The 17,479-nt window shown below is 67.1% G+C and carries 15 protein-coding genes and 1 pseudogene; 9 read left to right on the top strand and 7 right to left on the bottom strand.

Going from position 1 to position 17,479, the window contains the following annotated elements; all coding sequences use genetic code 11:
- Positions 1-19: 19 nt before the first annotated feature.
- The 3 genes from BSE24067_RS00295 to BSE24067_RS32215 form a co-directional block, all read right to left on the bottom strand.
- Positions 20-1,273 carry a DUF2957 domain-containing protein gene (locus tag BSE24067_RS00295; protein WP_151063013.1) on the bottom strand — a complete coding sequence of 418 codons (1,254 nt, stop codon included), beginning with the start codon at positions 1,271-1,273 and terminating at the stop codon, positions 20-22.
- A 71-nt stretch (positions 1,274-1,344) separates the two neighbouring features.
- Entirely contained in the window at positions 1,345-2,943 is a 1,599-nt protein-coding gene (locus BSE24067_RS00290) for a DUF2957 domain-containing protein (RefSeq protein ID WP_151063014.1), read from the bottom strand.
- Positions 2,944-3,441: 498 nt separating this feature from the next.
- Positions 3,442-3,789 carry a hypothetical protein gene (locus BSE24067_RS32215; RefSeq protein ID WP_254600342.1) on the bottom strand — a complete coding sequence of 116 codons (348 nt, stop codon included), beginning with the start codon at positions 3,787-3,789 and terminating at the stop codon, positions 3,442-3,444.
- 153 nt (positions 3,790-3,942) lie between these two features.
- Between BSE24067_RS32215 and BSE24067_RS00280 the strand changes: the two genes are divergently transcribed.
- From BSE24067_RS00280 to BSE24067_RS00270, 3 genes are all read left to right on the top strand, one after another.
- A complete protein-coding gene (locus tag BSE24067_RS00280; protein ID WP_151063015.1) occupies positions 3,943-4,887 on the top strand; it encodes an ABC transporter ATP-binding protein in 945 nt (314 codons plus the stop codon).
- A 5-nt stretch (positions 4,888-4,892) separates the two neighbouring features.
- Complete coding sequence (locus BSE24067_RS00275) at positions 4,893-5,663, top strand: ABC transporter permease (RefSeq protein WP_040138628.1); 771 nt, start codon at positions 4,893-4,895, stop codon at positions 5,661-5,663.
- A gap of 153 nt (positions 5,664-5,816) precedes the next feature.
- Positions 5,817-6,518 (top strand): oxygen-binding di-iron domain-containing protein, encoded by a 702-nt coding sequence (locus BSE24067_RS00270; RefSeq protein WP_151063016.1) that lies wholly within the window; start codon positions 5,817-5,819, stop codon positions 6,516-6,518.
- Positions 6,519-6,551: 33 nt separating this feature from the next.
- On the opposite strand, the gene BSE24067_RS00265 is transcribed toward BSE24067_RS00270, so the two are convergent.
- Complete coding sequence (locus BSE24067_RS00265; protein WP_151063017.1) at positions 6,552-6,782, bottom strand: hypothetical protein; 231 nt, start codon at positions 6,780-6,782, stop codon at positions 6,552-6,554.
- A gap of 154 nt (positions 6,783-6,936) precedes the next feature.
- Here BSE24067_RS00265 and BSE24067_RS00260 point away from each other — a divergent pair, with 154 nt between their 5' ends.
- From BSE24067_RS00260 to BSE24067_RS00250, 3 genes are all read left to right on the top strand, one after another.
- Positions 6,937-8,706 carry an ATP-binding protein gene (locus BSE24067_RS00260; RefSeq protein ID WP_151063018.1) on the top strand — a complete coding sequence of 590 codons (1,770 nt, stop codon included), beginning with the start codon at positions 6,937-6,939 and terminating at the stop codon, positions 8,704-8,706.
- A 186-nt stretch (positions 8,707-8,892) separates the two neighbouring features.
- Entirely contained in the window at positions 8,893-9,324 is a 432-nt protein-coding gene (locus BSE24067_RS00255; RefSeq protein WP_151063019.1) for a YciI family protein, read from the top strand.
- Between the two features lie 128 nt (positions 9,325-9,452).
- Positions 9,453-10,301 (top strand): alpha/beta hydrolase, encoded by an 849-nt coding sequence (locus BSE24067_RS00250; RefSeq protein WP_174904673.1) that lies wholly within the window; start codon positions 9,453-9,455, stop codon positions 10,299-10,301.
- Between the two features lie 414 nt (positions 10,302-10,715).
- Here the strand turns inward: BSE24067_RS00250 and BSE24067_RS00245 are convergent, their stop codons facing one another.
- Together BSE24067_RS00245 and BSE24067_RS00240 are read right to left on the bottom strand one after the other, a co-directional pair.
- Positions 10,716-10,946, bottom strand: coding sequence for a hypothetical protein (locus BSE24067_RS00245; RefSeq protein WP_151063021.1), 231 nt, complete (start codon positions 10,944-10,946; stop codon positions 10,716-10,718).
- Positions 10,947-11,221: 275 nt separating this feature from the next.
- Entirely contained in the window at positions 11,222-12,127 is a 906-nt protein-coding gene (locus BSE24067_RS00240) for a hypothetical protein (RefSeq protein ID WP_151063022.1), read from the bottom strand.
- Between the two features lie 78 nt (positions 12,128-12,205).
- Here BSE24067_RS00240 and BSE24067_RS00235 point away from each other — a divergent pair, with 78 nt between their 5' ends.
- Both BSE24067_RS00235 and BSE24067_RS00230 read left to right on the top strand, forming a co-directional pair.
- Positions 12,206-12,544, top strand: coding sequence for a helix-turn-helix domain-containing protein (locus tag BSE24067_RS00235; RefSeq protein ID WP_151063023.1), 339 nt, complete (start codon positions 12,206-12,208; stop codon positions 12,542-12,544).
- 587 nt (positions 12,545-13,131) lie between these two features.
- Positions 13,132-14,538 carry a methyl-accepting chemotaxis protein gene (locus tag BSE24067_RS00230; RefSeq protein WP_151063024.1) on the top strand — a complete coding sequence of 469 codons (1,407 nt, stop codon included), beginning with the start codon at positions 13,132-13,134 and terminating at the stop codon, positions 14,536-14,538.
- Between the two features lie 111 nt (positions 14,539-14,649).
- Here the strand turns inward: BSE24067_RS00230 and BSE24067_RS32210 are convergent.
- Positions 14,650-14,805: pseudogene (locus tag BSE24067_RS32210) on the bottom strand (transpeptidase-transglycosylase); the annotation flags it as partial.
- A 628-nt stretch (positions 14,806-15,433) separates the two neighbouring features.
- Here BSE24067_RS32210 and BSE24067_RS00220 point away from each other — a divergent pair.
- A complete protein-coding gene (locus tag BSE24067_RS00220) occupies positions 15,434-17,380 on the top strand; it encodes a Xaa-Pro dipeptidyl-peptidase (protein ID WP_151063026.1) in 1,947 nt (648 codons plus the stop codon).
- Positions 17,381-17,479 lie beyond the last annotated feature (99 nt).

Genomic DNA, 17,479 nt, shown 5'->3' with positions numbered 1-17,479 from the left:
GTCTCCATCCGCGCGCGGGTTACTGCACGAACGCGCCGACCGTGAAGTACGGATTGCTCGCATCGGCCATGTCGAGGAATCCGAACACGCCGCCGGTGAACACGAACTTGCCGGTTGCCGGCCCCGACGCCGCGTCCGCATGCACGGTCGTCACGACGCCCGGCACCTTCTGCGTGAAATCGAGGTTCAGCGCACGCGCGAGCGCGGCCTGCGACGCGTTGAACGGATCGAGCAGCGTCGCCTGCGCGCCGACGAGCGCGGTCGCGCGGTAGTTGAACGCGCTGTCGACGCCCGTGTACTCGCCGTTCTGCGACCCCTGCGCGATCGCCGCCTGCGGGCTCAGGAACGAGATGCCCGATTCGTCGTCCGCGCTCGGCGGGCCCTGCGTGAGATCCGCGTTCGCGGCACCGGTGCGAATGAAGATCGGCACGAGCTGGTTGCGCAGCTTGCCGACGATCAGGATCCCCTTGCCGGCTTTCGCTGGATCGAGCGCGGCGAGCGTCGGTGCAATCTGCGGCTGGTAGTTGAGCGACTGGAACGCCGGTGCATCGGCACGCAGCGTGAACGGCTGGTTCACGATCGCGCTCGATGCGAACGGCTGCCCGCCGTTCTTCTTGCCGAAGTTGTCGGTCTCGACGTAGCTGCCGTCCGCGTTGATCGTCACCTGCTGGTCGAGCGCCACCGGCTGAAAGTTCTGCGACGGCACCTGGTGGTAGCCGAGCTGGTTGTAGGTGCCGGCGATCTTCGACAGATCGGTTTCGAGCGACGAGAAGCTGATGAACGGGTAGTACGGAAACGTCGTCTTCGGAATCCTGCCGACGCCGATCACGCCGTCGAACTGGATCGTCGCGCCCGGAATCGCGCCGCCCAGCACGCCTTCGCCGAGGAACAGCCGTGCCGGCCGGTTCGGATCGAGGCTCGCGTTCTGCATCCGGAACGTGCACTGGTTCAGCTTCACGGTCGGCAGGCCGGTTTCGTCGGCCAGCGTGCCGTCGACGACGTTGGCCGGGGCCGTGTCGCGCGTCGGCTGCACGGTGCCGGCCGTGGCCGGCACCGGCGATGCGAGGTACGTGATCCGATACGTCATCCTCGTCGTGTCGAGCTGCACCTTCACGAGCTCGCCGGATCCGGAGCCGCCGATGAACACCGTGTCGTAGTCGATCGCCTGCGGGCACAGCCGGACCGCCGGCGCGGGCGGCGGGTCGCCGTCGCCGCCGCATGCGGCCAGCAACGGCGCGATCGACGCGGCGGCCATCCAATGCTTCACATTCATAGGAATCCTCTTTAATTTCGATTCGCCGGCGGCGACGCATGCGCCGCCGGCGTTCCGTGCTCGAGACGCGGTTACTGGACGAACGCGCCGACCGTGAAGAACGGGTTGACCTTGCTGTTGTTGACGACCATCGCGTAGATGTTGCCGGCCGTCACGAGCCAGCCCGTGTCGCCCTTGCTGAAGATCGCCACGTTGCCGTTCGCGCCCTTCGCGTTGAAGTCCTGCGTGGCCGTGACCTTGATCTTGCCGGGTGTGGCCTGCGTGTAGTCGAGCGCGAACTGCGACGTGACCGACGACGTCTGCGGGTCGATGAACGCCGCGGTCACGCCCTGGAACAGCGTCGACGTGTAGTTCGCGGCGATCGTCGATACGGCGGTGCCGTCGGTGCAGTTGCCGGCTTCGGGCAGGAAGAACGTGCCGTTGAACGTGCCGGGCAGATCAGGATGCGCGCTGGTGCTGCTGAAGCTCGGTCCGGAGACCGCCGGCGCGCCCGACACGCCGTTGGACGTCACCACTGCGCACGCGGACGCGCTCGTCGCACCGATGAAGCCGCCCTTCAGCACGTTGGCCGCGACAGGCTGCGCGGGCGACAGCATCGAGATGCCGACTTCCGCGTCGGCGACGGACGCCAGCAGGTTGGCAGCATCGGCATGCGAATAGCCGACGCGAATCACGATCGGCACCAGTACGCCGTTCAGTTTGCCGACGATCATCACGCCATGCGCCTGGGTCGGCGCCAGCAGCACGAGCGGCTGTTCCTGCCCGGCCGACGGATACGGCAAACCCGGGCTCGCGCCGCTGACGAACACGTTGTCGGCGCTGCCGTCCGCGTTCCTGCGCAGCGTCCACGGCGTGCCGGTCGTCTGGCACGAGTAGTCGCTGCCCGGCGTGATCGTGCACGTGCCGTCCGCATTGAGCGTCTGGTTCCAGTTCACGACATCCGGCTGCCAGCCCTGCGGCGTGGCCGTCTGATAGCTGCTGCCGGTCGGCGACAGATGAACGCCGACCTCGTTGTACACGCCTGCCACCTTCGTGAAATCCGTCTCGGTGTCGGTAAAGCCGATGAACGGATAGAAATCGAACGTGCGCGACGGCACCGTGCCGAGATTGAGGCCGGGCACGACCGGAATGCCGTCGAACTGGATCGTCGCGCCCGGAATGCCGCCGCCGACCACACCGTTGCCGACGAACAGCATCGGCGGATCCGCACGGTTGATCGTCACTGCATACGCGCCGTCGCTCGTCGCGCCGCTGTCGAGCACGAACGCGCAACGGTTCTGCTCGGCGGTCGGCAGATTGGTCGGATGATGGAACGCGCCGCTGATCGTCAGGCCCGCGCGCGTGTCGTTGACCTGCCCCGCCGATGTCGGCACCGACGAGTCGATGAACTGCATCTGGTACGTGAGCTTCGTCGTGTCGAACTTCACCTTCGCGTATTCGCCGCTGCCCGCCCCGCCCGTATAGGTCGTCGTGTAGTCGAGCGAATCCGGACACAGCTTCTTCACGACGGGCGGCGTCGTTTCGGCGCCGCTCGGCCCGCATGCGCTGCCGGAGCACTGCGGCACGTTGATCGGGCCCGGATCGTCACCGCCGCCGCAACCGGCGACGAACGGCAGCGCCAGCACGGCGCACGACAGGATCGCCTTCCGCCATTCAGGAATGCAAATCATCAACCCCTCCTTTTGAGGTACGACAAGTCTCGTCCGAGCGAGCTGCATGGCCCGCCGGTTGGTATCGCGCCGCCGCGCGGCATGCGGCGCATGATGCTGTGCGCGTTGCGCCGTGCTGCGGTTCACGCGGATGCAGTGAGGGCCGATGCGGCGCGCACGCACGCTCCGGCAGCGCCGCCACATCGCACGGCGCCATCGGGAAATCGAAACGGAATGAGATGCGTCGCTACAGCGGCAACGCGAAGCGATGATGCAAGCGCGCGATCGGCGGCGCGCCCGCATCCGGCGACAAGCAACGAAACGGCAGTCCGGCTGCCCCCTCGGATGGGCGTGTCATGGTTTGGTCTCCATACGTACGCTTGATTCGTTATCGTGATGCGTCGTTTGCCGAGACTATGATCGGACGATTCGCCCAAGTAAATGGATGCAGAGTTCCAAACGAACGGAACCGCGCGATCCTAGCGCGTGCACGCCATTTGACAGTTTTTCAAACGGCCTTCAATTTATTTGCTCAGACAAATACCGGAGGCGATGTCTCACACGATGATCGCGGGCGTGCCGTAGCTGCCGGACAGCGCCGCGAGACGCGTGCCGGCCGTCGAGCACGCGCAGCGCCTCGTTATAGTCGTGCACTTGCGCGTCGTACGGCTGCGCGTCCACCCGGAGCACCTTGATCCTGGCCGGCCCGACTTCAGCGACGATCGTGGATTTCCACGCAACGCCGGACCACCCCGCCAGCCAAAAACGCCGTGCATTGTTCGTTCTCTTCAAATAAAACGCATATTTATTGAACAATTCCCGCGCATTCCGTGCGAATCGCGCATCGGTATTGCATGCCGTTCCCATCGAAATGCATTTCCATCTTCCGATTGCTAATATGGCGGTCCTGCGATCCCGCACCACAACGCCGTTCGACATGACGCCCGTGCGCCATGCCGCACCCGACACCGGGCACGCGCGGCGCACAACGCCGGACGAGCGGCCGTGCCATCCGTGAGCATGCAACCGATCCTTTCCGTCTCCGACCTCTCCAAGACTTACGCGTCCGGCTTCCAGGCGCTGAAGCACGTGACCCTCGACATCCAGCCCGGCGAGATCTTCGCGCTGCTCGGGCCGAACGGCGCGGGCAAGACCACGCTGATCGGCTCGATCTGCGGGATCGTCACGCCGACCGAAGGCCGCGTGACGGTCGGCGGCCACGACATCCGCGACCACTATCGCGCTGCCCGCGAAATGATCGGGCTCGTGCCGCAGGAGCTGACCACCGACGCGTTCGAAACCGTGTGGGCGACTGTGTCGTTCAGCCGCGGGCTGTTCGGCAAGGCGCCCGATCCCGCATACATCGAGAAAACGCTGAAGGTGCTGTCGCTGTGGGACAAGCGGGACAACAAGCTGATGACGCTGTCGGGCGGCATGAAGCGCCGCGTGATGATCGCGAAAGCGCTGTCGCACGAGCCGCGCATCCTGTTCCTCGACGAGCCGACGGCCGGCGTCGACGTCGAGCTGCGCCGCGACATGTGGAAGCTCGTCGATTCTCTGCGCGAAAGCGGCGTGACGATCCTGCTGACCACGCACTACATCGAGGAAGCCGAGGAAATGGCCGACCGGATCGGCATCATTCTCGGCGGCGAGCTGGTGCTCGTCGAAGAGAAGCGCGAACTGATGCGCAAGCTCGGCAAGAAGCAGTTGACGGTGCAACTCGAGCACCCGCTCGCGACCGTGCCGGCCGAGCTCGCCGCGTTCGGCCTCGAACGCGCGGCCGACGGCACCGCGCTCGTCTACACGTACGACTCGCAGCGCGACGACGCCAGCATCGCGACGCTGATCAACGCGCTCGGCGCGGCCGGCATCGGCTTTCGCGACCTGCACACGACGCAGAGCTCGCTCGAGGACATTTTCGTCAGCCTGATCGACAATCGCCGCAACGGCGCTCAAGGGGCCTAACGCACATGGCGAACTGGAATTTCCACGGCATCCGCGCAATCTACCGCGCCGAAATGGCGCGCACGCGCCGCACGCTGATGCAGAGCATCATCGCGCCGGTGATCTCGACGTCGCTGTACTTCGTCGTGTTCGGCTCCGCGATCGGCTCGCGCATCAGCGACGTGAACGGGATCGGCTACGGGTCGTTCATCGTGCCGGGCCTCGTGATGCTGTCGCTGCTGTCGCAGAGCATCTCGAACGCGTCGTTCGGCATCTACTTCCCGCGCTTCACGGGCACGATCTACGAGATATTGTCCGCACCCGTGTCGTACTGGGAAATCGTGATCGCGTACGTGGGCGCGGCCGCGTCGAAGTCGTTGCTGCTCGGGTTGATCATTCTCGCGACGGCCGGCCTGTTCGTGCCGCTGCACATCCTGCATCCGTTCTGGATGGTGCTGTTCCTCGTGCTGACGTCCGTCACCTTCAGCCTGTTCGGCTTCGTGATCGGGATCTGGGCCGACAGCTTCGAGAAGCTGCAGCTCGTGCCGCTCCTGATCATCACGCCGCTCACGTTCCTCGGCGGCAGCTTCTATTCGGTCGACATGCTGCCGCCTGCCTGGCGCATCGTCACGCTGTTCAATCCGATCGTCTACCTGATCAGCGGCTTCCGCTGGTCGTTCTACGGGCTTGCCGACGTGCACGTGTGGATCAGCCTCGCCGCGACCACGCTGTTCCTCGCGATCCTGCTCGCGATCGTCGCGTGGATGTTCCGCACCGGCTACAAACTGAAGAACTGACGCATCACGGCCTGCACTGTCGGCCGGTTCGCGGATCCGCGGCGACGCTGCTAGACTGGATCGGGAGATCGACTGTTGCCGCCTGCCGCACCGCAACCTGCGGCGCGCGCGGGCGGCGCCGCTCCCGCCCCATTCCCTGCGCGAGGATTCCCGATGAGCGCCTCCCGAATCGACGCCGTCCGCGACGGCCTGTTTCGCGCGACGTCCTACGTCGACACGTTGAACCTGTGCTTCAGCCAGTTCTTCGTACGATCGCCGCACGGCGACGTGCTGTGCGTCGAAACCGGCACCCGCGCCAACTTCACGCGGCTGAGCGCTGCGCTCGACACCGTCGGCATCGCGCCGTCGATGGTCAGCAGCGTGATCGTCCCGCACTTCGAGGCCGACGAAATGGGCGCGCTGCCCGATTTCCTCGCGGCCAACCCGGCGCTCGTCGCGTACGGACATCCGATGTGCACATGGGGGCTCGCCGATGTGTTCGGCGTGCGCGCCGTTCCGCTGAAGGACGGCGAACCGGTGACGCTGTCCGGCATCGACGTCGTGCCGGTATTCACGAAGCACGTGCATCAATGGGACGCGCTGGTCGTGTATCTGCCGGCGTACAAGGCGCTGCTGTCGTCGGACATTCTGATGCGCTTCGGGCGCGAGGATGCCGAAGATCCGCTGCCCGAGATCCTCGATGCAATCACGCGCTCCGATTACCTGCCGTCACTCGCGCACCTCGCGGGCGCGCTGCGCCGCATCGAGGCGCTCGATCTCGACATCATCCTGCCGATGCACGGCCCGGCGATCACGCGCGACATCCCGCGCGTGATCGCCGGCGTAATCGCGCACTGCGAGGCGGCCGCCGCGTAGCGCGCGCTGCCGTATGCGGCCGACAGTGGCCGGTCAGGCGCCGGTCACGACGAATTCGGCGGCTGCCTTGCTCTGGACCGCGGCCATCACCGCGAGCTCGCGCTCGCTGCGCGGCTCGCCGGACACGACGCCCGTCGCGTGCTTGGCCTTCGCGCCGAGCGGAAAGAACACGAACGACGCGCCGGCCGGCGCATCCGGCTCGGCTCGCAGGCGTTTGTTCAGGATCTTCAGGTACTTTTTCTTCGAGACTTCCTTCGCTGCCATGGCGCCCTCCGCGTCAACGTGATGCCGGTCAGCATATCAGCTTTGATGGGCGGCTCCGGCACGCCGCCGCGCGATCGATCTGCACTAGAATGAGTCGGCCTACGCGGCTTGCCGCGCCGAACCGCGGCCGCCATGTCCTGATCGGAGCGATTCCATGCACGTCGAGTTGTTCGCGCAGCACCACGATTGTCGCGGCTGGAAAGGTGAAATGGCGCAGCGCGTCGCCGCCTTCGACTGGTCGGCAACCGGGCTCGGGCCGCTCGACGACTGGCCGGCGAGCCTCGTCGCGGCCGTGCGCACCGTGCTCGCGTCGCCGCTGCCGTTGGTGATGCTGTGGGGCGAGCCCGGCTACATGATCTACAACGACGCGTATGCGGCGTTCGCCGGCGGACGCCATCCGTATCTGCTCGGCAAGGCGGTCGAACTGGGCTGGCCCGAGGTCGCCGACTTCAACCGCAACGTGATGAATACCTGCCTCGCGGGCGGCACGCTGACGTATCGCGACAAGGAACTCGTGCTGCTGCGCAACGGCCAACCGGAAGACGTGTGGATGGACTTGCACTACAGCCCGCTGCCCGACGACGACGGCGCGCCGGGCGGCGTGCTCGCCGTCGTGATCGAGACGACCGAGCGCGTGCTCGCCAGACGCCATCGCGAACACGCGGAAGCGGCGCTGCAGGCGTCCAACGATGCGCTGCGCCGCCTGACCGAAACGCTCGAACAGCGCGTGGCCGATGCGATCGCGGAGCGCGCGGCGATCGAGGAACAGTTGCGCCACGCGCAGAAGATGGAAGCGATCGGCAGCCTGACCGGCGGCATCGCGCACGACTTCAACAACGTGCTGCAGGTGATCAGCGGCAACCTGCAAATCCTCTCGGTCGAGCTCGGCGAACGCGCGAGCGCGCAGCCGCGGATAGAAAGCGCGAACAACGCGGTGCGGCGCGGTGCGCAACTCGCATCGCACCTGCTCGCCTTTGCGCGGCGCCAGCCGCTGTCGCCAACGGTGCTCGATCCGCGCCAGCTGATCGACGGCATGAGCGAGATGCTGCACCGCGCACTCGGCGAAACCGTGCGGATCGTCCCGGCGCTTGCGTCCGACGTCGGCAACGTGCTCGCCGATCGGCACCAGCTCGAAAACGCGCTGCTCAATCTTGCGATCAATGCGCGCGACGCGATGCGCGGCGACGGTACGCTGACGATTGCCGCGTACAACGACGTGGCGCCGCCGCCGGCCCCGGGCGCACGTCACGCGCCGTTGCCGCCCGGCGACTACGTGACGTTCGAGGTCACCGACACCGGCAGCGGCATGACCGCGGACGTGCTCGAGCGCGTGTTCGAACCGTTCTTCACGACCAAGGGCGACGGCGAAGGCACGGGGCTCGGGCTCAGCATGGTATTCGGCTTCGTCAAGCAAAGCGGCGGCCACACGTCGATCGACAGCACGCCGGGCCAGGGCACCACCGTGCGGCTCACGTTTCCGCGCTGTCACGAGACGTACGCCGAGGAGCCGGCCCGTGCGCCGCAGCACGATCCCGTGCGCGGCCGCGAAACCATTCTGGTGGTCGAGGACGATGCCGACGTCCGGCTCACCGTGGTCGACATGCTCGCGCAGCTCGGCTACAAGGTGCTCACCGCGTCCGACGGCGAAGCCGCGTTGCGGATGCTCGACAGCAGCACGCCGATCGACCTGCTGTTCACCGACGTGATCATGCCGGGCCGCATCAAGGGCAGCGAGCTCGCGCGCCGTGCCGCGCAGCGCACGCCGCCGCTGCCTGTGCTGTTCACCTCCGGCTACACGCGCGACGAAATCTTCCACTCCGGGCGCCTCGACCCCGGCGTCATGTTGCTCGGCAAGCCGTATCGCCGTGACGAACTCGCAACCCGGATTCGCGGCGTGCTGGACGCGCACGCAAAGGCGGCGTGAGCGGCGCACGGGCGCACGGCAGTGTGCGTGGCTGTGCGCCGCTCCGGCCGACGGTCCGATGAATTTTTTTCGGGAGATGTCGATTCGCGCGATCGTCGCGCGTCGTAGTGTCGTAACCGCTCGTTTTGCCGGCCGCACGGCCGGCCGACGGCGGGTTCCCCCTTTCTCGTTCAAGGAGTAACGACAATGCGCGTCATGGTGATCGTCAAGGCCACGGCCTCTTCCGAATCGGGTGCGATGCCCGATACCGAACTACTGACGGCAATGGGCCGGTACAACGAGGAGCTGGTGAAGGCCGGCGTGATGCTCGCCGGCGAAGGGCTTCACCCGAGTTCGCGCGGCAAGCGCGTACACTTTTCCGGCAACGAGCGGACCGTCATCGACGGCCCGTTCGCCGAGACCAAGGAGCTCATTGCCGGCTACTGGCTGTGGCAGGTGAATTCGATGGAGGAAGCGGTCGAATGGGTCAAGCGCTGCCCGAATCCGATGCCGACGGAATCGGACATCGAGATTCGTCAGATCTTCTCGCCCGAAGACTTCGGCGAAGCGTTCACGCCGGAATTGCAGGAACAGGAAGCGCGGCTGCGGGCGGAAATGGAGGGCAAGTCGGGCGCGTAAGCCCCCCCGCCACCTGACAACCTCGTAGGATTCGCCGAAATTTGGTTGAAAGGCGCCGTTGCTAGAGTCGCCTGACAGGGTTTTCCCGATGCCCGACTGCCGAACGGAAACGACACATGCGAGGCTCCATGAACCTGGTACGCACGTTCTGGCTACTATTGCTGCTCGCCACCGCCGGCCCCGCGCTTGCCTACCAGGCGCGGGTCGTCGCGATCCCGAGCGCGGCGATGAACCAGACGCTGCAGGCGACCGTCGTGCTGCCGGACGCGTACGCGCGTCTGCATCACGGCCCCGAGCGCAGCGTCGAACGCTTTCCGGTCGTCTACCTGCTGCACGGCTCCGGCGGCGACCACACCGACTGGACCGCGAACACGCGGATCGCCGCGCTGGCCGACCGCTATCGCGTGATCCTGGTGATGCCGGACGGCGGACACGAAAGCTGGTACATCGACAGCCCGTTCGACTCGGGCAGCCGCTACGAAACCTTCGTCGGCGACGAAGTCGTGTCGTACATGGACATGCACTTCCGGACGATCGCGACCAAGGGCGCTCGCGCGATCACCGGGCTCAGCATGGGCGGCTTCGGCGCGTTGCGCATCGCGCTCGACCGGCCCGACACGTTCGGCGCGGTCGGCAGCATCAGCGGCGCGGTCGATCCGCGCTGCTGCGAGGACGAGCCCGGCATCGATCACGTATTCGGCGACCCCGTCCGCCATCCGTCGTTCTGGAACCGCAGCGCGATCGTCGAAAACGCACGCGCGTTCGTCCGCGCGCATCTGGACCTGATCATCGACTGCGGCCGCGACGATTCGTTCGTCGGCTCGAACCGCACGCTGCATGAGCGGCTCGTCGCGCTCGGCGTGCCGCACGATTATGCCGAACGTCCGGGCGGCCACACGTGGGACTACTGGGCGCATGCGATCCGCTATCAGATGCGGTTCTTCGCGACGTCGTTCCAGCACGGCGGCTACGCATAGAGCTCACCGTTCACGACGCGAGACGTCGAGCGCGTTGCCACATCGTCGCGGCACCGCAGCGCGCCGGGGCCGATGGCAGAATGCGCGGGCATCGACCACCACCCGACTTCGCCGATGCCGCGCGACAACTTTGCGCTTGCCCGACTTCGCTCATGCCGCCGGGGCGTGCATCGGCACAGGGTCTATGAATCCCGGTTGGACGATCGGCGGGCTGAACGTGTGAGGCCAATCGAATCAAGCGGACGTGCGTTACGCGCCTGCATGATGGGGTGTGCGCGATGGGCCGCCGGCGGACGATGAATGAACGACGTGCCGGGTGCTATCGTGACGCGCGTCGAACGCCGCACGATGCAGCGTAGAACAAAACGAAAAAAAGAAAGCGACAGACGCAAAGGCCGCAACAGCGCCTTCGGTTCAGTTGCCGTGCGGCGCGTCGGCGCTCACCACGCGATCGAAGAATTCCTGCGCACGTGCCAGTTCATCGAGCGCACGATCGAGGCGCGACATCGCGCGTGCATAGTCGGCCGACGAGATGTCGTCATCGCCTTCACCGCGTACGGCGCGAAACGCCTGATCGACGTTGCGCGTCGCTTCGACGAAGCGTTGTGCGGCCCGGGCTTCCCGCGAACAGATGTGGGTCGACATCGACACTTCTCCTTCAGGGTTGCTATGTGAAGCAAGCCGGCGCTCAGTGTGCGCGGCACGCATGTCGGCCGCGTGAACGCCGGCAGGCAGCCTGCCGGCGCACGATCGCCGTGCAGCGCGCTTCGTCGCGATTGTCGCTCCACACTCGCCGAACCGCTACGGCGAGATTGCAACAAATTCTTGCGCGCCGAACGGCGGCGACATCGATGCACGCCGCCGCACGCGCGTTCAACCGCGCGACTTCACATCATGCGCCGCATGCAGGCGGGCGAACATCATGCGCGCCCGATACGCGAATGCGCGAGACCGCCGAACGCGGCCGCTTCACCAGGCGACAGATCGAACAGGTCGCCGGTGAGTTCGCCCGGATGCTCGGCCGCGGGCCGGCTGCGCAGTCGCACGGCATGGGTGGGCGCAACATAGGCGGCTGCCGTTTCGATCGGCGGCACGTCGAACAGATCGCGCGTGACGCCGCGCACGGCATCCGTCGGCGACTTGCCGCGCAAGCGCGCGACCAGCTCGACGAATCGATCGAAATCGCCGGCGCGCGTCGCCTTGTTCACGTCGGCGAGATCGCGCGCCTTCAGCACGCTCGGCTGCGCGAGCCGCACGAAATACGGTGCTTCAAGCTCGACCGACAACGCGAGCGGATAGCTCTTGCCCGTTTGCTCCTTCGCACGCCCGATGCAGTCGACCACGGCCGCGCCCTGCGCGACGCCGAGCGGCTTGCCGGTGCTCACGCTGCGCAGGTGGTCGGGAAACACGCGCAATTGCGTGCCGACCGTCAGCGCGGTGGACGATGCGCAAACCAGCGCGTAGTGCTGCTCGCGACGCCGGCCCGACGGCAGCGTCGCGCGGCTCGCGATGAACGTGTGCGGCGGCAGCGGCCGCACCTGGCCGCTGGCATCGACCCATGCATTCCACAGCAGCGCGTCCTCGCGCTTGCGCTCGCCGGGACGCGTGCGCGACGCAACCGGCGAGAACAGCGCGAGCAGCGAGCCCGTGCGATGCGCGGCCACTTGCGCGCTGTTGCCGAGCGGCTGGCTGATGCCCCACAGGAAACGCCCGCCCCCCAGCCGGCGCTCCCATTCCTTGCGGAGCACGACGGTCGGCAGTTCCTCGCCGGACTCGGTACCGATCTTCGTCCAGCAGAACGTGGGAGGGAGGTGTTTCAGTGTCATCAACTTTCTCGGGATACAGCCTCGCTGGTGACAGCAAGCCCATTCAACAACCGTAACTGTATAGGTATAATGCATCGCATGGAAGCCCCGGATCATGATTTTCCTGTACAAGACCTGTTACGCCGTCTGCTGGCGGATACGCGCTCGTCCAGCGAAATTGCGCGACTCTCCGGGGTCAGCCAGCCGACGGTGTCGCGGCTGCGGCAGTCGAATGGACGACGGCTGCGGCGCAGCGCGCCATTCAATAAGCTATGCAGTTTCTATGGCGTCGATACCGGCCCGGCGCGCCGCCGCTATAACGATCTGCTGCGCGACGCGATCGTCGACGCGTGGGACGGCTCGGACGAACACGGGCGCGCGCTGCTGGTCGTGATCCAGGGGTTGAAGGATCTGCAGGCGAAGACCGACGACAGCTGATGGCGCGCGCGCCGGTCATTCGTCGAGATCGAACCTGACCGGCGCGCACGTCCGGATCCGCGCCGGCCCCTGTTCTGCGCAGGCGCCGCGCAGCGGCTCGCAGCCAGCGTCACGCGGCGCTGCATCGAGGCACGGATCACCCGCTGCCGGTCACGCCCCCCCCGGCGCCGCCCCAGTCTGCCGTATCGATCTCCAGTTTGACGAGGCGGTGCCGTGCCGGCTCGTGCAAATCATGCGATCGGCATCGAGAGGACTGCAGATCGGCCATTCCGACTCCCGTTACTCCGTATTGCCTCGCTCGCCTGAGCCGTCGTGGTCGACTCGCCGCGCGCCGTCGGCCATCACACTCCGCCGCACATTGCGCACCTGAATTCTTCCCGATGCGAAAGCCCGGCGGCGGTTCGCAGCGCGTCGCGCAACGCTGCGCGAATTGGCCAGCCCGCTCGACCAGGTCGACCTGGTCGTCATGGGCGGACGCTCGATGTTTACCCGACCTCAAGTCCGCGGCCGTGCGGCCGTCAAGTCAGGAACGCGCGCCCAATATCCGCGGGAACCCGGCGTGCATGCCATCAAGGAGACCCAGCAACGTGAACTTCTTCGGATTCGGCCGCGGCCGCCGTTCGTCGCGTGCGCTCGTCGGCGACATCGCCGAGCAGGCAGGCAGGCTCGGCATCGAGATCTGCGACGTATCGGGTCACGTCGAGGAAGTCGCGGCCCGCGTCGCCCGGCAGGCGGAGGTCTGCCACACGCTGCGCGAATCGGCCGCCGTCACGCTGCGCGGCAACCACCGGATTGCCGAGGCCGCGCAGCAGGTGCGCGACGTCAGCGCCAACGCGTCGAATGCGGTCCGGCAGTCGCAGCAGACGATCGAGGCCTCGCTTGCCGACATTCACGGACTCGTCGAGGGCGTCACCACGATCAGCGACCAGATGGGCACGCTGCGCGACGCGCTCGACCATGTGCGGGCCGTGTCCGAGGAGATTTCGGTCATCGCGCGCCAGACCCACCTGCTCGCGCTGAACGCCGCGATCGAGGCCGCGCGCGCCGGCGACTCGGGTCGCAGCTTCGCGGTCGTCGCGGCGGAGGTCAAGAATCTGTCCGCGAAGACGGGGCAGGCGACGGCCCAGATCGAAACGACTCTCGCGCGGCTCGCCGAGCAGACGGAACACCTGCTCGCGGAAGGCGCCGACAACGCCGCCCGCGCGCATCGCGTGCGCGAGGGCACGCGCACGATCGGCGAGGTCGTGCACGCGACCGGGCACGCAATCACCGAACTCGCCGGCGAAGCCGAACAGATCGCGTCGCTGACGGACGAAATCGAGACGCAGTGCCACCGGCTCGACGAGCAGGTGGGCGAGATGGCGTCCGGTGTCGAGAACTCGGCCGGAAATTTCTCGCAGGCCAAGGACCGGCTCGGCAACCTGCTCTCCGTCTCCGAGAGGCTGATCGAGCTCACCGCCGCGACCGGCATCGAGTCTCCCGATACGCGCCTGATCGACACCGCGCGGAGCACGGCCGCCGCGATCAGCAAGCTGTTCGAGGACGCAGTCGGCCGTGGCGACATCGCACTCGACGCGCTCTTCGACACGCACTACGAACCGATTCCGGGCACCGACCCGCAGCAGTTCATGACACGCTTCACGGCGTTCACCGATCGCGTGCTACCGGCCGTCCAGGAGCCGGTGCTCGACCTCGACGAACGCATCGTCTATTGCGCGAGCTTCGACCGGCAATGCTACCTGCCGACCCACAACCGGAAATTCTCGCAGCCGCAGCGCGCGGACGCCGCCTGGAACGCGGCAAACTCCCGGAATCGCCGGATCTATACGGACCGGACGGCCCGCATGTCGGTATCGCACGACAAGCCGTTCCTGTTGCAGACCTATCGGCGCGACATGGGCAACGGCCAGTTCGCGCTGATGAAGGATGTGTCGGCGCCGATCTTCGTCGGCGGACGCCCGTGGGGCGTCCTGCGCATCGGCTACAGCGTCTGAACCGGCGCGGCCAGGCCGCGCCTGCCCCGCCAGCCCCACACCCAACGGCCGCCGGTCGCGGCGCCCGTGGTCGTCGGCCACCTGCACCGCGTAGCGGCCGCCCATGCCGGGCCGCCAGAACAGCGCGGCGCCCGGCGCGCTGCGGTCTACATACGCATCGTCGACGATTCTGCGCAGCACATGCGCACTCGCATCGGCGGTCGCGTTGAACGCGATACGCGCCACCTCGGAGGTCTTCACGCGCAACGCACCGGTACTGCTGCGCAGCGCCGGCGCGATGCGCGGCGGATCGCCTTCGCTCTGTCCCGCATCGCGACAATCCGCATTCTGCGACGGCTGCCGACGCGGAATGCCGGCCTGCGCGACACCTGCTTTCGTCGCTTACGGCCGGCCTTCCGCGGAAGTTGAAGTCGCACCCCGCGCGCATATCGAAACTTTGTTTGACATGAACTAAAAAAGTTTGACACGCGCATTTCACTGCGATAACTTTGCGCAAGCTTCCGGAAAGCAATCCGGCCAGCGTGCCGGCCTCGCGTCGCGCTTTCCTGGGCCGTTGCAGCACCGCCGTTCGCAACATTCCCGCCTCATCGCATCGTGCCGCTCCGTTTCATCCGAAACCTGAAGGAAGCCTGGGCATGCCTGCATTTGATTCGCACTCCTGCATTCGTAGCGAACCGCCGCACTGACGATTTCCGTTCGGGGCGATGCGCTCGCCTCGACGCCAGCCGGAAGCGCGCCGCCCGACGTGCGCCGGCACCGGGCGAGACGCTCGTACGTGTTGCCCGCCGCTTTTGATGGTGCAGTTCCGCTTCATCCGCGCAGCACCCGGTAGGCCGCAGGGGGCGTATCGCGAGCCGGCCGGTTCCACACAATCACAAGAGACGAGGTCGATTCAATGAACATTCATCGAACCGGAATGCATCGCGCATGGCTGCCCGCGCTCGTCGCAGCCGCGACGCTCGCCGCTTGCGGCGGCGACGACGGCGGCGGCGTGGCCGGTGTGTCCGCGCTCGCGCAAGGTCAAGGCCAGGCTCAGGATCAACAGGCCGATAGCGCAGCGCAGCGACGCGTGTCGCCGTCCGGCGTCCCGTACGCCAACCTCGCCGGCAGCGGCCGCTACAAGCCGGTGATCAGCAACGGCCAGGTGCAGCCATCGCTGTCCGGCGGCACGATCGAGGAAAACGCGTGGGTCGACACGCCGGTCGATTCCGACCGCGACGGCACGAAAGACCGGATCCACGTGCGCATCGTGCGCCCGTCCGAAACCGCGAGCGGCGCGCGCACGCCGGTCATCGTGCTCGCGAGCCCGTACTACGCGGGACTCGCCGACAGCCCGAACCACGACGTCGACGTCGAACTCGACGGCACGCCGCATCCCGCCGCGGCCGCGGCTGCCGCCGGCGGCGCATCCACGCGCGTGATGGCGGCCGCGCCGCAGGTCCGGATGCTGCAGCAGCTCGAAGCGGCCGCGGCCGGCCGCTCATGGATCGAAAGCTATTTCATCCCGCGCGGCTTCACGATCGTTTATGCGGATTCGCTCGGCACCGCCGGCTCCGACGGTTGCCCGACGATCCTCACGCGCGACGAATCCGTCGCGATGGCGTCGGTGATTCGCTGGCTCGGCCGCGATGCGGCCGCGAAGGACGCGAGCGGCAAGGCAGTCGTCGCGAGCTGGTCGACTGGCCACGTCGGCATGTACGGTGTGTCATACGACGGCACGCTGCCGAAGATGGTCGCGAGCCTGCGCACGCGCGGGCTCGATGCGATCGTGCCGGTCGCCGGGCTGTCGAACATGTACGGCTACTACCGATCGGGCGGGCTCGTGCGCGCGCCGGAGGGCTATCAGGGCGAGGATGTCGACGTCTATATCAAGGCGCTGCTGACGAATGCGCATCCTGAACGCTGCACGCATCTGGTCGACGAAGCGCTGCAACAGGAAGACCGCAAGACCGGCGACTATTCGCCGTTCTGGGCCGCGCGCGACATTCCGACCGCGCATGCGGTCGCGCCGGCGCTCGTCGCGCAGGGGCTGACCGACGACAACGTGCGCGTCGACCAGTCGACGTCGTGGTATCTCGCGATGCGGCGCCAGAGCGTGCCGACGCAGCTGTGGCTGCATCGCCTGAAGCACACCGACCCGACCCGCGTGCCCGCGATGGCCGACGCGTGGACTGCAGAGGTGAACCGCTGGTTCACGCGCTACCTGATCGGCGTCGATAACGGTGTCGAGGGCGATCCGCGCGCGGTGGTCGAGCAAGCGGACGGCACGCTGCTGAAGGAAACGGACTGGGCCGCGCGGCGCGCGACGCCGGTCGCGTATTTCGCAGGTGGCGACGGCGCCGGCACCGGCACGCTGTTGCGGACGCCGAGCGGCGGCCCGCTCGCGCGCTTCACCGACGATGCGACGATTCCGGCGCTCACGCTCGCGAACGCGACGACCGGCGAGCATCGCGGCCGCTTCGAGACCGCGCCGTTCGCGTCCGCGACGCGGATCGCCGGCACCGCGACCGCACGTGTGCGGCTGACGTTCACCGGTGTCGCGAACGTGACGGCGCTGCTGGTCGACCGCGCACCGGACGGCACGGCGACGATCGTCACGCGCGCGTGGACCGATCCGCGCAATCGCGTGTCGGACTGGTTCTCCGAACCGGTGCTGCCGGGGATGCCGTATGACTTGAAGCTGACCTTCATGCCGCGCGACTACAAGCTCGAAGCGGGCCACAAGCTCGGCCTCGTCGTGCTGTCGAGCGACAACGAGGCGACGCTGCGGCCGGCGCCGGGCACGGGCCTCGCGCTCGATCCGGCAGGAACGTCGGTGACGGTGCCACTGGTTTCATCCTGAGCGCCGTCGGCATGACGCGCGTGCGATCGTTGACGATCGCACGCGTGCGGCGCCGGTTCCGCCGAGCCGCCGCAACCAGCGCGGGCCAGCGTTGACTCT

The sequence above is a fragment of the Burkholderia latens genome (assembly GCF_902499045.1).
Lineage (GTDB): Bacteria > Pseudomonadota > Gammaproteobacteria > Burkholderiales > Burkholderiaceae > Burkholderia > Burkholderia latens.
The sequence above is the reverse complement of the archived record's forward strand: the minus strand, read 5'-3'. Positions and strand labels throughout refer to the sequence as shown.